Here is an 18,603-nt window from a genome sequence, read left to right as displayed (position 1 = left end):
GAAGTCTCCCTCCCCCTTGTGGGGAGGGGTTAGGGGTGGGGGTACGTCGTAGAGCGAAAGCCTCGGCGTTCCATCTGCGATAGCCCTGCCCTTGAGGGGGAGATGTCGCTGAAAGCGACAGAGGGGGTCGCCGCGCGTGGAGTGCCAACTTCGTCTTCCTCGATATGCCGGACCGCGTCGCGCCAACCGAACCGACCCCCTCTGGCCTGCCGGCCATCTCCCCCTCAAGAGGGGAGATCAGCAGGCCCCCCGCAAAAGCTCAGCTCTTGTTGGCGGCCAGCACCAGCACCGGCTTTTCACTGTAGAGGTTGGGGAACAGCCGCTTCAGATTCTCGACCTTGGGCAGATCATTGTAGACGATATAGGGATAGGTCGGGTTGAGCGTCAGAAAGTCCTGGTGATAGTCCTCGGCCGGATAGAAGGTCTTGCCGGTCTCCAGCGTCGTCACGATCGGCTTGGGAAACACCTTGGCCTTGTCGAGCTGGGCGATGTAGCTTTCGGCGATCTTTTTCTGTGCGTCGTTTTCGGCAAAGATCGTCGAACGGTACTGGGTGCCGCTGTCCGGGCCCTGGTAGTTCAGTTGCGTCGGGTTGTGCGCGACCGAGAAATATACCTGCAGCAGCTGGCCGTAGGTCACCTTGGACGGCTCGTAGGTGATCTCGACGGATTCGGCATGGCCCGTCCGGCTGGTGCCGACCATTTCATAGACGGCCGTGTCCTGGTCGCCGCCGGCATAGCCGGAAACGGCGCTGGTGACGCCCTTGATGTGCTGGAACACGCCTTGCACACCCCAGAAGCAGCCGCCGGCGAAGACCGCCTTTTCGGTGCCGGCGGTGGCCTTCTCGTCCATTGCCGGCGGCGGGATCACCACCGCGTCTTCGGCCGAGACTGCCGGCGTCTGCCAGAATACGGCCGCGGCGGCCGTGAGGATGAGCGCGGCAAGTGCTGCTTTTGCGAAAATCGACGATCGTTTCACGGCTCCGGTCATGTCTGATCTCCCATGATGCTGGTTTGGATTATACGACGGATAGGTCCGCCGGGCTCTCACATTGCTGTGCGCATCGCCTATTTGGTCGGAGCCATGGCATCGCAGGCCTTGGTCGCTTCGGCTTTCTTCATGGCGTCCGTCTCGGCGGCGGCCTTGTTCATGCAGTCGGCCTTCATCGGATCGCCCGCCCTCATCGCGGTCGTGGCCATCGCGTCAGCGGCCATGGCGCCGGCCGGCTTCATGGCATCCGTTGCCGGCTTCATGGCGTTTGTCGCCATCGCCGGCTTCATCGCATCTTCGGCCCGCGCCGCGCCTCCTGCGAACAGCGCCGTCGAGCAAAGTGCGAAGGCGAGTGCCGCCAGGGTCGGGCGATTGGTCAAACGATTGGTCATGATGATCTCCTAGGGTTCTGGCTGGGTTGATCGCATGCGGCGGCGCCGCTGCGCGTTGTGAAAATTTCGGCAGGGTTTCTAGTTCGTAGCGGCAGCAAGGATCGGCCCGCCGCCCGGCACCTGCACCAGCACCGCTGTGCTGAGGCCGCCCGTCGCCGCCGGCAGCGGCAGTGCGGTGGCGTCGCCGGTCCAACTGCCCAGCCTGGTCAGCGAATGCACGACGTTGGCGTGCGGCAGCGTGCGGCCGGTGTTTTCGCCGCGCGCCACCGGCACGTCGACGATGCCCTTGCCGTAACGCACCAGCCAGACGTCGGCCTTGCCGCCGGGCACCGGACCGGCGCCGATGCTGACCTTTCCGCCGGCGAGCGACAGCGAAGGTCCGTCACCGTGGCCGCCGCTCGAAATCAGCTGCTCGATCTCGCCCGGCCTGGCGCCGACGGCATCGGCCCTGCCATTGACCACCACTTGCGGCGTGAACGGGCCGGAACGGCCGAGCGACGGTTCATAGCGGACCTGGCGCTGCGTGAATTCTTCTTTGCCGAATGTGTCCTTCCAGCCGAGATAGTCCCAGTAGGTGACGTTGAAGGACAGCGCCAGCACGCCGGGCCGGTCCTTGACCTTGATCAGATTGGCGTTGGCCGGCGGACAGGACGAGCAGCCCTGGCTGGTGAACAGCTCGACGACGGTCAGCGTCTCGCCGGCGGCCGCGCTGGTTGCCGACAGCACAGTCGCGGAAAACAGTGCCGCGGCGAGCCCCATCAGGGCTGTGCTGCGTTTCGCTGTCGATCCGGGCATCGCATTTCTCCTGCGCAGACATCGTGTCATGTCCACACTTCGCCGCCGACGCACGCTTCGTTACAGCATCACCGCTTCGTGATTGAGGAGAAGTCCGAGTTCCTAGAGCATTGGCGAGGGCCGAGGCGATGTCCGATCTCCCCCTTGAGGACCCACAAGGGGGAGGTAGGCACTCAAGTCGCCCCTATTGTGTGAGCACGGTTTCCGAAGGCCGCTTGTTGAACGCGCACTTGCCGGTCACAAAATAGGAAAAATCGGCATCGTCTATGGTGTTGTTGGTAAGTGATCCGCCATCTTCCCACGCTTGACTGCTGGTGATGCCGCACGGCACGGCCTCAAAGATGTCGACAGTCGTATTGGCCAGTGTCTTGACCTTGTCGATGAACAATCGGTCGGACGTGGCCGGATCGTCCGATCGCAGGGTTTCTTTCGTGCCCGAGGCCAGATAGCCGCCGCCAAGACCAGGATTGGGATTCGGAATCTTCATCTCCAGAGACAGGTTATCCATGTCCTTCACATCGATCACCGCACCGGCGCCGGTCGCGGGATACATCGTGTTGACGCAGGTGGTTGCGTATTTCCTGGTGCCGCTGATCTGAGTGATTGTGCCGGTGGGCAAGCCATAGAAGCTGGTCACCGTGACGGTCGTGCATACTTGTTTCTGGACCAGCGTCTCCGTCGTTCCGTTGATCGTGTAAACAGAGGACGTCCCGTAGCCTTTGGGATCGCCAAACCTGTTGTACGCGTAGGAGATCCTCATCAGCTTGTTGGCCACCGTGTCCCCGAATTTGGTGCCGTAGAGCGTCACCGTCTTGTCCCACCAGCCAGAGATCTTGTCGACCTTGAACGTGGCCTCCACCAATGCCGGCCGCTTTGTCACTGCCGACGCAACGCCGACCTGCACCGTGTTGATCCTCGCGATCTGCATGAAATTCGTCGGCATGGCAAAGCCGGCCGAAGCCTTGATGCTGGCGGCGCCGTCGGTGGCGACGACGAAGCTGTCGAGCTTGGCCGTGCCTTGCCCGCCATTGGCCAGATATGAGTCCTGCAGGCTTACCTGGCGGTCCGCCAACGTCGTGGTCGTCGCAAGCGTCGTGATCGACAGCGACGCTGCATCGAGGGCGTTCTGCATCGATGCCCTGGTTGAAACCGCGGAGGTATAGTCGATGGAAAAACCCAATGCGGCAACCATCGGGATAAGCAAGATGGCGAGCAATGGCGCGAACGAGCCGCTCACCGATCTGAGAAATTTGCGTGCTGACGGCGGCATTCCGATCCCCCCGAAACGGCGATAGACCGGTGGGCTACCACGCCGGGCGCAAACTATGCTCTAATCTCATGGATCAAAGTTTAACGACTTTGCCGCCCCGCCGCCGCACCCGCGTCCCGCCGCTTGCCGATGTACCGTGCCCCTGCTAAAGCGCGCCGCATGACCACGCCGATCAAGAACATCCGCAACTTCTCCATCGTTGCCCATATCGACCATGGCAAATCCACGCTTGCCGACCGGCTGATCCAGTCGACCGGCGGGCTGGAGCTGCGCGACATGAAGGAGCAGGTGCTGGACTCGATGGACATCGAGCGCGAGCGCGGCATCACCATCAAGGCGCAGACGGTGCGGCTGAAATACCGCGCCAACAATGGACAGGACTATATCCTCAACCTGATCGACACGCCCGGCCATGTCGACTTCGCCTATGAAGTGTCGCGCTCGCTCGCCGCCTGCGAAGGTTCGCTGCTGGTCGTCGACGCCTCGCAAGGCGTCGAGGCGCAGACGCTGGCCAATGTCTACCAGGCGATCGACAACAACCACGAAATCGTCGTGGTGCTGAACAAGGTCGACCTGCCCGCCGCCGAGCCCGAGCGCATCCGCGAACAGGTCGAGGAGGTGATCGGCATCGACGCCTCCAACGCCGTACTGATCTCGGCCAAGACCGGGCTCGGCATTCCCGACGTGCTGGAAGCGATCGTCAACGATCTGCCGCCGCCGCGCGAGGGCGACATCGCGGCCCCGCTGAAGGCGATGCTGGTCGATAGCTGGTACGATGCCTATCTCGGCGTCATCGTGCTGGTCCGCATCATCGACGGCGTCTTGAAAAAGGGCCAGACCATCCGCATGATGGGTACCGGCGCCAGGTACCTGGTCGAGCGCACCGGCGTCTTTACGCCAGCCCGCATCAATGTCGACGAGCTCGGCCCCGGCGAGTTCGGTTTCTTCACCGGCTCGATCAAGGAGGTTGCCGACACCCGCGTCGGCGACACCATCACCGAGGACAAGCGGCCGACGGCACAGGCCCTGCCCGGCTTCAAGCCGGCACAGCCGGTGGTGTTCTGCGGCCTGTTCCCGGTCGACGCCGCCGATTTCGAGGATCTGCGCGCCGCTGTCGGCAAGCTGCGCCTCAACGACGCGTCCTTCTCCTTTGAAATGGAAACCAGCGCCGCGCTCGGCTTCGGCTATCGCTGCGGCTTCCTCGGCCTGCTGCATCTCGAAATCATCCAGGAGCGGCTGGAGCGCGAGTTCAATCTCGACCTCATCGCCACCGCGCCTAGCGTCGTCTACCGCCTGCTGTTGAACGACGGCTCGGTCAAGGAACTGCACAACCCGGCCGACATGCCCGACGTGGTCAAGATATCGGCCATCGAGGAGCCATGGATCCGCGCCACCATCCTCACCCCGGACGACTATCTCGGCGGCATCCTGAAGCTCTGCCAGGACCGGCGCGGCATTCAGGCCGACCTCTCCTATGTCGGCAAACGCGCCATGCTGATCTACGACCTGCCGCTCAACGAGGTGGTCTTCGACTTCTACGACCGGCTGAAGTCGATCTCCAAGGGCTACGCCTCGTTCGACTATCATTTGACCGACTACAAGGAAGGCGACCTGGTCAAGATGTCGATCCTGGTCAACGAAGAGCCGGTCGACGCGCTGTCGATGCTGGTCCACCGCACCGCGGCGGAAAAGCGCGGCCGCCAGATGTGCGAGAAGCTGAAGGAGCTGATCCCGCACCATCTGTTCAAGATCCCGATCCAGGCCGCGATCGGCGGCAAGGTCATCGCCCGCGAGACCATCTCGGCGCTGCGCAAGGACGTCACCGCAAAATGCTACGGCGGCGACGTCTCACGAAAGCGCAAGCTGCTCGACAAGCAGAAAGAGGGCAAGAAGCGGATGCGCCAGTTCGGCAAGGTGGATATCCCGCAGGAGGCGTTTATCCAGGCGCTGAAGATGGGCGATTAGGCGGGCTGCGCCCGCTTGTTTGACAGGAGCCTTGGCCGCGCGTTGAAGAAAGTGACGAAGTCGGCAGCGTTGACGGTTGACAGGCTGAAGAAAGCTACCGGCCGGTAATCCCCTTCTGTGTGCCGATGCCTCTCTTCAGGCGGCGTTCGACCTTTTTGATGTCTTCCGCAGGCGGTAGCGTCTCTGGCATATCACCGCCAATTTCGCGGATAGTCTGGCGGACCTTCGCGCCAACATCGAAGTGAATACGGTTGGCGGCGTCCTTTCCTCTGGTCTGCTCTCGACGTAGCTTTTCTTCCGTCTGAGTGGCACGGAACAGATTCGCCGCTAACTCCGTGCTGCCCATGTGATCCAAGATTTGCTTGTTGGCTTTGAGTCCTTTGCGCCGCCGTATGCCAGGAACATCCAAGCCGCCATAGAGACCTTTATAGCCGTAGGTTTGGAAGATAGCGAAATCGAGCCCTTCACGAACGCCGGCATTCTTAGCGGCGCTGGCCAGGTTCCTGTTGTGCTCTTTGATCTCGTCGCGAAGCAGGCAGCGACGCTCATCCTCAGATAGAGGGACGTATTCGGCAGCGGCCTTGTCTGCAATCTCTTGGCGACGGGTCTGTATCGCAAAATACGTCTGGGCGAACGCTACTTCTTGTTTTCTCGCGTCGCCATTCAGTGCCGTCAAATAGCTGGCATACCGGCTGAGGACAATGTCATCTATCTCGCGTTCGGCCCCCTTGCCGAGACTGATCATTTTCCCGACGCCAGCAAAATGATCGGAAGTTGCATTTCCTGACGAACTACACGCGTCGCGTGCCTTATCGACAACCGTCAAAAAGTTGTCCCACTTCGCATATCCGAATAGTCGCTGTAGATCGCGGGCATACCAAAATTCGTTGCCCTCCTCATCCGTTTGAGCAGCTTCCTCGAATTTCGTTATAAGGTCTTCGATCGTGGCATTCGTTGCAGTTAGCTCTTGGGGATGGAATGCTTCTCCGAAGGCGATTTCTGCCAGCTTCCGGGAGCGGTCATTATCTTCAGGCATTCAAGCAACTCCGATTCGTGATCAGACACATTACCACGCGTCAACAATGTTTCGGCTTACAATTGACCCTTATCCCCGGCTTGGCCGAATCGCGTTCGGCCTGCCATCCTAGTTGCGGCGAAAGCCGGGGAACTGCCGGAGGCGAGCCCGCCCAGCGGCGCTGAAGCTGTGCGATGGAGATTATTCTCCGGGAGGCGGCGGCGGGGGACGATCCTCGGGTACAGGCGGGGATTCTCCCAAATCCGCAGCAATCTCTCGAAAAATACCATCAATATTTGCAAAGATTAGCCGACCGAGCTCTGTAACCTCTGATGCGTCACCTAGACGAATAAGGCGCATCGTTTGCAAGCATAGGACGGCAATGTCATCAGGTGAGTTGTCCCCTGATTGGTAGGCAGCCTGGAATGCGGATAGAACGGCTCGGACCAGTCTTGGTTCCAGTCGCGGGAGTGCGGTATTCCAAACGTGAATAGCGACAGATTGGCCTCCAACTCTGAGGCCAACGTTTGGTGTGAACCTAACAGAAAACGTTCCGCCAGGGCTTCGCACAGTAGTCGGTGGGAATTCCAAAATTGCGCCCGGGTTGACAGCTCTCCAAGCGTCCAGCCGCCGTAGGCCAAGTTGGGCGGACCGTCTCTCTGGCTCCGATGCAATTGTTAAAGTTGCAGCCAACAGACTCTCCAGGGGCTCCCCCGCCGTCAGACGGTGGCAGAGTCGGCGGAGGCTGCTGTGAAAATCATAGCCTCCTTCTCTTGGGGTAGATCTCCGGCGCAGCTCGGTACGCTGTGGGCGCACGTTCATGTGAACGATTCTCAATAGGGCAGAAATTCCAAAAGATGGCATTGACGCATCCTTCCACGCATCTGAATCTGCAAAAAGAAAGGCCCGCCAAAATGGCGGGCCTTTCAGACAACTTCATGCGGCGTTCTCAAGATTTGCCGGATACCAGACAAGGCTGTCTGTCGAAGCGTTCATGATATCGATACCGCGCTCTGCATCAACGCGACGCTTGTAGCCTTCGCTGCTCACGGCGATTGTCTCGCCATTCACAGCTTCGTAGGTCCAACGCCATTCACCACGATTGTCCTTGTACAACCAGTACGAGGGATAAGTACGCTGCGCCATTGGAGTAACTCCTTGAGTGGCGTAAGCGAACGTCAGGCTTGACCATGGCGCATTATTCTGATTCAAGATCAGTGTACCAAACACACCATACCTCGCGCCTGACATCCAAATCTTGTGCGGGTTAGAACTTTGAAACCGCCGCGGCTCGCCAGCTTTGCGGCGGTTTCTTTATTCTGGACGATTTCTTGAATGAGGCAAGCAGAGGCGAGAGTCAAGATATGGCTAGTAGACCGTTAACGCGAGCTGGCGGCCTCAAGATTTTCGTAATAAATTCAGGCGCTTACTTAGCTCTTCCCCAGAGTGGATAACCTAGCGTCGGTGATCTCTCACCCCAGAAACAATAATATTTTTCGGCCAAAAGCAAATATTGCGAATCGCTTTGATTCTAGCGCGCTGCAAAAACAAGTCTGCACTACTGACGTTATTGCCAATTTTACATATCCGTATTCCTTTATGCGTTTCAGCTCTTCACCTTCCCGGCGGAGCGATGATCAGCTTCCACCTCACCGAACCGCCTCCCGACGCCATGAGATATGCGCCGGGCAACGCGCCTGTAGAGCTTGGGGGCCGCCATTGGAGAACGCCCTATCCTGAAGTATCCTTGCGGCCTAGAGGGGGGAGATCTCAATGCGTTCCACTTTGGACACCATTGCCGCGATTGGCCTCGCCATCGGCGGCGCTCTGGGCCTCGCCGGCACCTTCGTGGCGAGCGCCGAACTTCGCGAAACGCTCTGGACGATCGACGGCGTGGCGCTGGTGGTGGCGACCGCGCTGCTGACGATGAAATATCAGCGCCAGGGCAATGACTGCGTGGCGGCTGGATTTTTGACCTTTCTCGCCGGCGAAAGCCTGCTGCTCTCCGGCAATGCGGCGGGGCTTGAGGCCAGCGTGCCCTCCTATGTCGGCGGTATCTCGCTTTGGGCGGCGGCGCTGGTCATGGTCAGCGCGCCGAAAACCTTCGCGCCGTGGATGCGGCTTACCGCTGTCGTGGCGGCTGTGCTGTTTGTCGTCTCAGTGGGCCTGATCCTGTGGGGTGCGCCTTTGCTGCCGACCTCGACGCCGCTGCCCGCTGCCGGATATCCCTTCCTGGTGCTCACATTCATCGGCTGGATCTGGACGCTGCTGAAGCCCAGCCGGTGAGGCCAGTCGGACCGCCCCCTCTCCGGCCTTCGCGGCCACCTCTCCCCCACTTCGTGGGGGCGAGGAACCCAGGTCTTGTGAGGCTTCGGCTATTGGCATGTCCTCGCCCCACGAAGTGGGGAGAGGTGGTTTGCGAAGCAAACCGGAGAGGGGTCTTCCTTGGCAACGCTGCGCCTTTCGCGGTGTGCAAATGGCGCACCCCCTTCCACCCATCCCGCCGCCATGCCATGTTCTCGCTCGCGGCCGGGCAGGCCGCTTCATTCCGGGGGGAAATCATCATGTCGTCCTACGCTTTCGCGCGCCGCATTGCCGCTGGGCTGTTCATTGCCGCACTGTTTGCGCCCGTCGCGCATGCCGGTGATGTCACCTTCGAGATCAAGAACAGCCATCCGAACGCCATGCGCGTCGAGCTCTACAGCCAGGACCGCGATCATGTCTGGCCGGGCAACAATCAGGATTACTATCTCAACGACGGCGAGACCAAGTCGATCCCGCTGTCCTGCAGTGACGGCGAATCGATCTGCTACGGCGCCTGGGTCGACGGCGACGAGAACACCTATTGGGGCGTCGGCCCCGGCAATACGGAAAAGTGCGACGATTGCTGCTACACCTGCAGTGGCGGCGAGACCGAGGAAATCGATCTGGTTCCGTGACGTGGCAGATCTCCCCCCTTGAGGGGGAGATGTCGCCAAAGGCGACAGAGGGGGTCGCCGCGCATAGAGCGCCAACCTGTTCTGCAGCAGCAGGCCGAGTCCGGTCGTGCCGACCCCCTCTGGCCGCTGCGCGGCCATCTCCCCCTCGAGGGGGGAGAGGGCCGTCCCGCGAGTGCAGGCCGGCAACGGAAATTCAAAGCTGAAACAAAAAACCCGCCTCGGCGGGCGGGTCGTTGGAGCCAATTGGCACCATACCCAAATTAGTAGCATAGCTGCCGGCACAAAGCAAGAACAAAATGTGGTGCTGCGAGCAAAAAATGGGAATTCCCTTACCGCCGCGCCCGAGGTCGGCCCTCACGAGGGGGAGAATGCTGCCTTGACGTCGTCCTGACTGTCGCCATAGCGTAGTCCGACAGGAGACCCACCCATGGCAGTGGTCGAAGGCGAGAAGATCGACATCGGCTTTTCGGGAAAACGTTGCATCCATTCGCGCAACTGCGTGCTTGGCGATCCGCATGTTTTCGTGCCCAACGCGCCCGGCCAGTGGATCCACCCCGAGGCGGCCAGCGTCGAGAAGATCGTGGCGCTCGCCGAAGCCTGCCCGTCCGGCGCCATCACCTATGTCCGCAAGGATGGCGGGCCGCAGGAACAGCCGCCGGTGGTCAACATTGTGCGCATAAGGGAAAACGGTCCGCTTGCCGTCCATGCCGAGATCGTGTTGGGCGGCGAAACGTTTTACCGCGCCACGCTCTGCCGCTGCGGCGCCTCGGAAAACAAGCCGTTCTGCGACGGCAGCCACGCCAAGGCGGGCTTCACCGCCACCGGCGAGCCGGCGCTGAAGGACACGCCGGCGCTGGAGGTGCGGAATGGCCCGCTGACCGTCACACCGACGACCAACGGCCCGCTCAAGCTCGAAGGCAATGTCGAAATCGTCACCGGCACCGGCCACACGGTCGACCGTACGCAACGCACCTTCCTCTGCCGCTGCGGCCACTCCGCCAACAAGCCGTTCTGCGATGGCTCGCACAAGCGCGTGGGGTTTGTGGGGTAGCCTAGCGATCTCCCCCCTTGAGGGGGAGATGTCGCCGAAGGCGACAGAGGGGGTCGGTACGTCCTGACGCCAACGCCATCGCGGCCAGAGAATGCCGGCGCTCCACGCGAGACGCCCCCCTCTGGCCTGCCGGCCATCTCCCCCTCGAGGGGGGAGATTACGCTGCCTTGGCCCAGCGCTCGTGCCTTTATCGGCCCGTTCATATCCGCTAAGGGGCGGAGACGAATTCTCCGGACCCAAATATGACCGCCAAGCCCAAACCCTCACCCCTGTTCCTCGGCATCGACACCGGCGGCACCTATACCGACGCCGTGCTGTGGTCGGAGGCCGGCGGGCCAAGCGGAAAGGTGCTGGCCAAGGCCAAGGCGCTGACCACGCGCCATGATCTGGCGGTCGGCATCTCCGGCGCGGTCGATGCGGTGCTCGAAATGGCCGGCACCGACCCGGCAGCGATCAAACTGGTATCTATGTCGACGACGCTAGCCACCAACGCGCTGGTCGAGGGCCAGGGCGGCCGCGTGGCGCTGGTGATGATCGGCTTTGCCGAGGGCGACCTTGCCCGCGACGGGCTGAAGGCGGCGCTTGGCACCGACCCGGTGGTGTTCTGCCCCGGCGGCCACGATGTCCACGGCAATGCGGCAAAGCTCGATCTGTCCGGGCTGGAGGCAGCTTTGCCGGAACTGGAAAAGTCGGTGTCCGGCTTTGCCGTCTGCGCCTATTTCGCCACCCGCAACCCGGCGCATGAGCTAAGCGCGCGGAACCTGATCCGCGACAGGACCGGCCTGCCGGTCACCGCCAGCCACGAACTGTCGGCCAAGCTCGGCGGCCCGCGCCGGGCGCTGACGACATTGCTCAACGCCAGGCTGATCTCGATGATCGACCGGCTGGTCGCGGCAACGGAAGGCTTTTTGGCCGCGCGCAACATTGCCGCCCCGCTGATGGTGGTGCGCGGCGACGGCGCTCTGGTCTCGGCTGCCTTTGCCCGCCAGCGGCCGATCGAGACCATCCTGTCCGGCCCGGCCGCCAGCCTCGTCGGTGCCCGCCACATGACCGGCATCGACGATGCCGTGGTCTCCGATATCGGCGGCACCACCACCGACGTCGCCGTGCTCGACAAGGGCCGGCCGCGGCTCGATCCGGAAGGCGCCACCGTCGGCGGGTTCCGCACCATGGTCGAGGCCGTCGCCATGCGCACCTTTGGCCTCGGCGGCGATTCCGAAGTGGCGCTGGAGGACGGCGCGCTCAATCCGAGAATCCTGCTCGGCCCGCGCCGCCTGGTGCCGCTGGCGCTGGCCGGCTTGATGCATGGCGAGGCCGTCACGGCGGAGCTCGAGCGCCAGCTGCGCGCACCCAATTCCGGCCGCATGGATGGCCGCCTCGCGGTGCGCACCGGCGTGCCGGAGCGGCTGGCGGCCGGACTGACCGGCGCCGAAGCCAAGCTTTACGAGATGATCGGTGCTGTGCCGCAGGCTCTCGACAGATTGCTGACCTCGAACGCCCAGAACGCCACCTTGAACCGGCTGGTGTCGCGCGGGCTGGTGCATGTCGCCGGCTTCACGCCGTCGGACGCCGCGCATGTGCTGGGCAGGCAGGCCAATTGGGATGCGGCCGCGGCGCGTCTGGGTGCCGAGCTGTTCACGCGCAGGCGCGACGGCCGCGGCCAGTTCATCGCCGCCTCGCCGGAGGCGATCTCGGAACGGGTGCTGACCGCGCTGACCCGCCTGTCGGCCGAAGTCATCCTCGAAACCGCCTTTGCCGAGGACGGGCTGGATGGCGCGGCGACCGTCGCCCATGCCCTGGTCCAGCGCGCCGTCGACGCGCATCCCGGCATCGCCCGCTTGAGCGTCGCGCTCGACCGTCCGGTCATCGGCCTCGGCGCCTCGGCACCGCTGCATTATGCCGGCCTCGCCGAGCTGGTCGGCAATCGATGCGTGGTGCCGCAGGATACCGATGTCGCCAACGCGCTCGGCGCCGTCGTCGGCCAGGTCCGGGTTTCGGCCGAGGCGCGGGTCAGCCAGCCCAAGGAAGGCCTGTTCCGCGTCGCCTCCGGTGAAAGCGTGCGCGATTTCAACGACGAAGCAGCGGCGATCGCCGCAGCGGAGAAAGATGTGCGGGCGATTGCCGCCGGGCGGGCGAAGGACGCCGGCACCGACAGCGCCGAGATCGAAATCGCCAGCGAGTTCCGCGTCTCCACAGTAGAGGGCCAGCGCATGTTCATCGAGGCGCATGTCGTGGCGGTGGCGTCGGGACGGCCAAGGATTGCGGTGTGAGCGCGTAATCTACCCCCTCGAGGGGGAGATGTCGCCGAAGGCGACCGAGGGGGTCGCCTCGCATGAAGCGCGACGCGATTTGGTGCAAAGAAGAGGTTGCACTTCCACGCGAGGCGACCCCCTCTGGCCTGCCGGCCATCTCCCCCACAAGGGGCCCTCAAGGGGGAGATCGGCAGCGAAAACGCCCTACCTTCACCCTGAGCTGAATTGACCCTGCCACCGTGACATGCCAAAGGCCCGGCCTAGCCTTTCGTCTGGAGAAGCCCTGATGACCGATCGCGTCGAGATCGCCGGATTGCGGATTGCCCGCGAGCTTCATGATTTCGTCGTGAACGAAGCGATGCCGGGCACCGGCATCGAGGCGGAGGCATTCTGGAACGGTTTTTCGGCGATCGTCCATGATCTCTCGCCAAAAAACCGGGCACTGCTCGAAAAGCGCGATGCCATGCAGGACAAGCTCGACCGCTGGTATCGCGACAATGGCGCGCCCGTCGACATGGAGGCCTACAAGACGTTCCTCCGCGAGATCGGCTATCTGCTGCCCGAGGGGCCGGCGTTCAGCGTGACCACCGAAAATGTCGACCCGGAAATCGCTTTGGTTGCCGGGCCGCAGCTGGTGGTGCCGGTGATGAACGCGCGTTATGCGCTGAATGCCGCCAATGCGCGCTGGGGCTCGCTGTACGATGCGCTCTACGGCACCGACGCTATCCCGGAGACGGCCGGCGCCGAGCGAGGCAACAAATTCAATCCGGCGCGCGGCGCCAAGGTCGTCGCCTGGGTGAAAAGCTTCTTCGACGAGGCGGTGCCGCTCACCACAGGCAAATGGGCCGGCGTCAACGGGCTTTCGGTCGCCAACGGCATGTTGCGGCTGGGCGAGGGTGCCGGCGCCACCACGCTTGCCGACCTCAGACAGTTTGCCGGCTATCGCGGCGATGCCGCCGACCCCGAAGCCGTCCTGCTGGTCAAGAACGGCCTGCACATCGAAATCGTCATCGACCGCAACAACCAGATCGGCCGCACCGATCCGGCCGGCATTGCCGATGTCGTGCTGGAATCGGCACTGACCACCATCCAGGACTGCGAGGATTCGATCGCCGCAGTGGATGCGCAGGACAAGGTGCTGGTCTACCGCAACTGGCTCGGCCTGATGAAGGGCGACTTGGCGGAGGAGATCACCAAGGCCGGCAAGAGCTTTGTCCGCAGGCTCAACCCCGACCGCACCTATACCGCGCCCGATGGCGGCACGCTGACCTTGCCCGGCCGCTCGCTGATGCTGGTCAGGAATGTCGGCCACCTCATGACCAATCCGGCGATATCGGACCGCGACGGCAACGAGGTGCCGGAAGGCATCATGGATGCGGCGCTGACGGCGCTGATCGCGCTGCATGACATCGGCGTGAACGGGCGCCGCGCCAATTCTCGCGCCGGCTCGATGTACATCGTAAAGCCCAAGATGCACGGGCCCGACGAAGTTGCCTTCGCCGTCGAGATTTTCGACCGCGTCGAGGCGCTGCTCGGCGTGCCCAAAAACACCATCAAGATGGGCATCATGGACGAGGAGCGGCGCACCACCGTCAACCTCAAGGAGGCGATCCGCGCCGCGAAAGAACGCGTCGTCTTCATCAACACCGGCTTCCTCGATCGCACCGGCGACGAGATCCACACCTCGATGGAAGCCGGCCCGATGATCCGCAAGGGCGACATGAAGCAGGCCGCCTGGATTGCCGCCTACGAAGCCTGGAACGTCGACATCGGGCTGGAATGTGGGTTGGCCGGCCACGCCCAGATAGGCAAGGGCATGTGGGCGATGCCCGACCTGATGGCGGCGATGCTGGCCGAGAAAATCGTGCATCCCAAAGCCGGCGCCAACACCGCCTGGGTGCCGTCGCCGACGGCCGCGACGCTGCACGCCACCCATTATCACAAGGTCGACGTTCATGCCGTGCAAGCGGCGCTGAAGAGCCGGCCCAAGGCAAAACTCGACGACATCCTGTCGGTGCCGGTCGCTGTGCGGCCGAACTGGTCGCCAGAAGACATCCAGAAGGAGCTCGACAACAATGCGCAAGGCATTCTGGGCTATGTCGTGCGCTGGATCGACCAGGGCGTCGGCTGTTCGAAAGTGCCTGACGTAAACGACGTCGGCCTGATGGAGGACCGCGCCACACTGCGCATCTCCTCGCAGCACATCGCCAACTGGCTGCATCACGGCGTCTGCACGCCCGAGCAGGTCATGGAGACGATGAAACGCATGGCGGCGATCGTCGACCGCCAGAACGACGGCGATCCGCTCTACCGGTCGATGGCGCCGGATTTCGACAAGTCCATCGCCTTCCTCGCCGCCTGTGACCTGGTCTTCAAGGGGCGCGTGCAACCCAACGGCTACACCGAGCCAGTGCTGCACGCACGGCGGCTGGAGCTGAAGACGCGGGATAACGGCTGAACCGAAAGCACGATGCACGCCGGCCAAGGGTAAGCGCCGGCGTCCCCCTCCCCCTTGAGGGGAGGGTGGCCCGAAGGGTCGCCAATGCAGTGCGCCAACCCAATTCTGACGGTGCGCCTTAGGAGGAGCATCGCAACGCTCCGCACCTCGGTCGGTTTCGAAATGCGACAGGCCGAGCGTCTCACCGGCGACCCCACCCGGCCGCTTCGCGGCCACCCTCCCCTCAAGGGGGAGGGGAACGTCACGCCGCCTGCGCCATCCGTTCCGAGCTCATGCGGTAGGAAATCGCTTCGGCCAGATGGATGCGGCCGACTGTTTCGCTGGCCTCGAGATCGGCCAGTGTCCGCGCCACCTTCAAGACGCGGTGATAGGCTCGTGCGGAAAAGCCGAGCTTTTCGCTGGCATCCCTGAGCAGCGACAGGCCGGCGGCGTCGGGCATGGCGATCTCCTCGATGACTGACGGCGAGCAATGGGCGTTGGTGGTGGCGGTCGCGCCGAGCCGCTCGAAGCGCTCTCGCTGGATCGTACGGGCGCGGGCAACACGTAGTGCGACGGCGGCACTTTTCTCCGCCCGGTCCGGCCGGATCAGATCGCTGGCCGAGACCGCCGGCACCTCGATCCTGAGATCGATGCGATCGAGCAGCGGGCCGGAAATGCGCGCCTGGTAGTCGGTGCGGCAGCGGTCGCCGCGCAGGCAGCGATAGCCGGGCTCGCCGGCCATGCCGCAACGGCACGGGTTCATCGCCGCGACCAGCTGGATACGCGCCGGATAGGTGACGCGATGATTGGCGCGCGCGATCATGCAGTCGCCGGTCTCGAGCGGCTGGCGCAGTGCATCGAGCGCCTGCGGCGAGAATTCGGGGAATTCGTCGAGGAACAGCACGCCGTGATGGGCAAGCGAGGCCTCGCCCGGCCGCACGCGCAACCCGCCGCCGACCATCGCCGCCATCGAGGCCGAATGATGCGGCGCGCGGAACGGCCGCCGGTCGGTGAGTTTTCCTTCGCCGAGTTCGCCAGCCACCGAGGCGATCATCGAGACTTCGAGCAATTCCCTGGGCGCCAGCGGCGGCAGGATCGACGGCAGCCGCTGCGCCAGCATCGACTTTCCCGACCCCGGCGGTCCGACCATCAGAAGATTGTGGCCGCCGGCGGCCGCCACCTCCAGCGCCCGCTTGGCGGTCTCCTGGCCCTTGATGTCGGCAAGGTCGGGCAGGTCGCGCGCCGCGGCATGGATGCCGGCTTCCGGCCGTGACAGAACCTGCGTGCCGCGAAAATGATTGGCGATGGCGATCAGGCTGCGCGGCGCCAATATGTCGAAGTCCTTGCCGGCCCAGGCCGCTTCCGGCCCGCAGGCGAACGGGCAGATCAAGCCCTTGCCTTCGGCGTTGGCACCGATTGCCGCCGGCAGCGCGCCAGCCACCGCGGCGATGGTTCCGTCGAGTGACAATTCGCCAAGCACGACATAGCCGGCCAGCATGTCGCCCGGAATGGCGCCGAGCGCCGCCATCAGCCCGAGGGCGATCGGCAGATCGTAGTGGCTGCCTTCCTTGGGCAGGTCGGCCGGCGCCAGATTGACGGTGACCTTCTTCGACGGCATCGACAGGCCGGATGCATGCAGCGCTGCCTGCACCCGCTCGCGGCTTTCGGCCACAGCCTTGTCGGCCAGCCCGACGATGTGCATGTTGACTTTGCCCGGCGCGATCATCACCTGCACGTCGACCGGCACGGCCTCGATGCCCTGGAAAGCAACCGTGCGAACCCGCGCCACCATGTCTTCACCCCGGATGCAGGCTTTTGCCCCAAGCCTTTGCGATCATGCCGCGAACGGCGTCACCGGAGACAACCACAGATTACCGGCGAAGGCAAGAACATTTGGGGAACAGCTGAGCGCCACGGCTGCAATGGTTTGCAACGCGGCCGCTTCCAGAAGCAATGTACGCTAGTTGCGCTTCTCCTCCACGGCATCCCAGAACAGGCTGGCGATGTCGGCGCCGCCGAAGCGCTGCACTTCGCGTATGCCCGTCGGTGAGGTCACGTTGATCTCGGTCATGTAGTCGCCGATGACGTCGATGCCGACGAGGATGAAGCCGCGCTCTTTCAGCGCGGGGCCGATGCGGGCGCAGATCTCGCGTTCGCGTTCCGTCAATTCGGTCTTTTCGGCGCGGCCGCCGACATGCATGTTGGAGCGCGAATCATGCTCGGCCGGCACGCGGTTGATGGCGCCGACAGGCTCGCCGTCAATCAGGATGATGCGCTTGTCGCCAGCCCGCACCTCCTTGAGGTAGCGCTGCACGATGTAGGGTTCGCGGAACATCTGGCCGAACATTTCGAGCAGCGAGGCGAGGTTGCGGTCGGCCTCGTGCAGGTGGAAGATGCCGGCGCCGCCATTGCCGTAGAGCGGTTTGACGATGATATCGCCGAACTCCTTGCGGAAGGCTGCGACCTCGAGCGGGTCCTTGGTGATCAGCGTGTCCGGCATCAGGTCGGGAAATTCGGTGACGAAGATCTTTTCCGGGCTGTTGCGCACCCAGGCCGGGTCGTTGACCACCAGCGTCTTCGGATGGATGCGCTCGAGGATATGCGTGGTGGTGATGTAGTTCATGTCGAAGGGTGGATCCTGCCGCAAAAGGATGACGTCCATCTCCGAAAGATCGGTGCGGACTTCTTCGCCCAGCGAATAATGATTGCCCTTCTCGTCGCGAACCTGCATCGCCTCGATACGGGCAAACACCTTGCCGTCGCGCAGCGACAGCCGGTCGGGCGTGTAGTGGAACAACTGGTGGCCGCGCCGCTGCGCCTCCAGCGACAGCGCAAACGACGTGTCGCCGGCTACCGACACGGTGGAGATGTGGTCCATCTGGACGGCGACTTTCAGGGGCATGGCAGCTCTCCGGCGCACTTGGAGCGATCCACTTGGACGCACAAAGTACGCTCCAACATTTTTTGAATCCATGCATCGTGCTTTCCGAAAATCGATTCCGATTTTCGGGCCGATGCATCGACGACAGCGATATAAGGAAATCGGCGGCTTCTGCCAATCGGCCAAGGTCACGATGAGGCTGCGCTTCGCTTGGCGCAGACCTCGACGCGATAGTTCTCAGCGGTCGAAGACCAGCTTGGAATAGCCGAGGAAGGACAGTGCCATGGCGACCAGCGAGGCGACCGCAAGGGCTATGAGCGGCGACACCATCGGCAGTGCGAACAGCATGGCGCAATAGACGAGATAATTGACGACGCTGGTGGCAATGCCGACGCCGCCATAGCGGGCGCCCTCTTGCGCGACGCCGCGGCTGGAAGGCGAGAAGGTCAGATGGCGGTTGATCAGCCAGGTGACGGACAGGGCAAAACCGATCGAGATGATGCGAGCCGCGAAGGGGCCAAGCGGCGCTATCGCCAACACCAGCCAAAGCGCCGCCGCGTCGGCGACGAAGCCGATGCCGCCGGCGACAATGAAGCGGGCGAGGCGTCCCATTTAGGG

16 protein-coding genes are annotated in these 18,603 nt (G+C 63.2%); 7 read left to right on the top strand and 9 right to left on the bottom strand.

Translation table 11 applies throughout. The annotated features are described in order from the left end of the window. Nucleotides 1-259 precede the first annotated feature (259 nt). The 4 genes from msrA to NKH60_RS18360 form a co-directional block, all read right to left on the bottom strand. A complete protein-coding gene (gene msrA, locus NKH60_RS18375; RefSeq protein WP_352539816.1) occupies nucleotides 260-988 on the bottom strand; it encodes a peptide-methionine (S)-S-oxide reductase MsrA in 729 nt (242 codons plus the stop codon). A gap of 77 nt (nucleotides 989-1,065) precedes the next feature. Next, a complete protein-coding gene (locus NKH60_RS18370) occupies nucleotides 1,066-1,380 on the bottom strand; it encodes a hypothetical protein (RefSeq protein ID WP_352472837.1) in 315 nt (104 codons plus the stop codon). Between the two features lie 78 nt (nucleotides 1,381-1,458). Beyond that, a complete protein-coding gene (locus NKH60_RS18365) occupies nucleotides 1,459-2,175 on the bottom strand; it encodes a DUF1223 domain-containing protein (protein ID WP_502898622.1) in 717 nt (238 codons plus the stop codon). 184 nt (nucleotides 2,176-2,359) lie between these two features. Beyond that, a complete protein-coding gene (locus NKH60_RS18360; protein WP_352817957.1) occupies nucleotides 2,360-3,391 on the bottom strand; it encodes a pilus assembly protein TadG-related protein in 1,032 nt (343 codons plus the stop codon). On the opposite strand from NKH60_RS18360, the gene NKH60_RS18355 reads away from it, so the two are divergent. Both NKH60_RS18355 and lepA read left to right on the top strand, forming a co-directional pair. After that, a complete protein-coding gene (locus NKH60_RS18355; RefSeq protein WP_352817959.1) occupies nucleotides 3,342-3,470 on the top strand; it encodes a hypothetical protein in 129 nt (42 codons plus the stop codon). The genes NKH60_RS18360 and NKH60_RS18355 overlap by 50 nt on opposite strands. Nucleotides 3,471-3,604: 134 nt before the next feature. After that, nucleotides 3,605-5,410, top strand: coding sequence for a translation elongation factor 4 (gene lepA / locus NKH60_RS18350; RefSeq protein ID WP_352836003.1), 1,806 nt, complete (start codon nucleotides 3,605-3,607; stop codon nucleotides 5,408-5,410). A gap of 94 nt (nucleotides 5,411-5,504) precedes the next feature. Here the strand turns inward: lepA and dinD are convergent, their stop codons facing one another. Then, entirely contained in the window at nucleotides 5,505-6,446 is a 942-nt protein-coding gene (gene dinD / locus NKH60_RS18345; RefSeq protein ID WP_352872861.1) for a DNA damage-inducible protein D, read from the bottom strand. A 915-nt stretch (nucleotides 6,447-7,361) separates the two neighbouring features. Beyond that, entirely contained in the window at nucleotides 7,362-7,571 is a 210-nt protein-coding gene (locus NKH60_RS18340; RefSeq protein ID WP_352835998.1) for a YegP family protein, read from the bottom strand. Between the two features lie 627 nt (nucleotides 7,572-8,198). On the opposite strand from NKH60_RS18340, the gene NKH60_RS18335 reads away from it, so the two are divergent. From NKH60_RS18335 to NKH60_RS18315, 5 genes are all read left to right on the top strand, one after another. Further along, nucleotides 8,199-8,711, top strand: coding sequence for a hypothetical protein (locus tag NKH60_RS18335; RefSeq protein ID WP_352835995.1), 513 nt, complete (start codon nucleotides 8,199-8,201; stop codon nucleotides 8,709-8,711). Between the two features lie 278 nt (nucleotides 8,712-8,989). After that, nucleotides 8,990-9,364 (top strand): hypothetical protein, encoded by a 375-nt coding sequence (locus NKH60_RS18330; RefSeq protein WP_352453928.1) that lies wholly within the window; start codon nucleotides 8,990-8,992, stop codon nucleotides 9,362-9,364. A gap of 427 nt (nucleotides 9,365-9,791) precedes the next feature. After that, nucleotides 9,792-10,415: a CDGSH iron-sulfur domain-containing protein gene (locus NKH60_RS18325; RefSeq protein WP_352472830.1), complete on the top strand. Its 624-nt coding sequence runs from the start codon at nucleotides 9,792-9,794 to the stop codon at nucleotides 10,413-10,415. A gap of 242 nt (nucleotides 10,416-10,657) precedes the next feature. After that, nucleotides 10,658-12,685, top strand: coding sequence for a hydantoinase/oxoprolinase N-terminal domain-containing protein (locus NKH60_RS18320; protein ID WP_352835991.1), 2,028 nt, complete (start codon nucleotides 10,658-10,660; stop codon nucleotides 12,683-12,685). Nucleotides 12,686-12,953: 268 nt separating this feature from the next. Further along, entirely contained in the window at nucleotides 12,954-15,125 is a 2,172-nt protein-coding gene (locus NKH60_RS18315) for a malate synthase G (protein ID WP_352835989.1), read from the top strand. A 241-nt stretch (nucleotides 15,126-15,366) separates the two neighbouring features. Here the strand turns inward: NKH60_RS18315 and NKH60_RS18310 are convergent, their stop codons facing one another. From NKH60_RS18310 to NKH60_RS18300, 3 genes are all read right to left on the bottom strand, one after another. After that, nucleotides 15,367-16,896, bottom strand: coding sequence for a YifB family Mg chelatase-like AAA ATPase (locus NKH60_RS18310; protein WP_023679867.1), 1,530 nt, complete (start codon nucleotides 16,894-16,896; stop codon nucleotides 15,367-15,369). Nucleotides 16,897-17,064: 168 nt separating this feature from the next. After that, entirely contained in the window at nucleotides 17,065-18,006 is a 942-nt protein-coding gene (gshB, locus tag NKH60_RS18305) for a glutathione synthase (RefSeq protein WP_352835986.1), read from the bottom strand. Between the two features lie 216 nt (nucleotides 18,007-18,222). Beyond that, nucleotides 18,223-18,597, bottom strand: coding sequence for a GtrA family protein (locus NKH60_RS18300; protein WP_352449625.1), 375 nt, complete (start codon nucleotides 18,595-18,597; stop codon nucleotides 18,223-18,225). Nucleotides 18,598-18,603 lie beyond the last annotated feature (6 nt).

The sequence above is a fragment of the Mesorhizobium sp. M1006 genome, from assembly GCF_040318825.1.
Classification (GTDB): Bacteria; Pseudomonadota; Alphaproteobacteria; order Rhizobiales; family Rhizobiaceae; genus Mesorhizobium.
The sequence above is the reverse complement of the archived record's forward strand: the minus strand, read 5'-3'. Positions and strand labels throughout refer to the sequence as shown.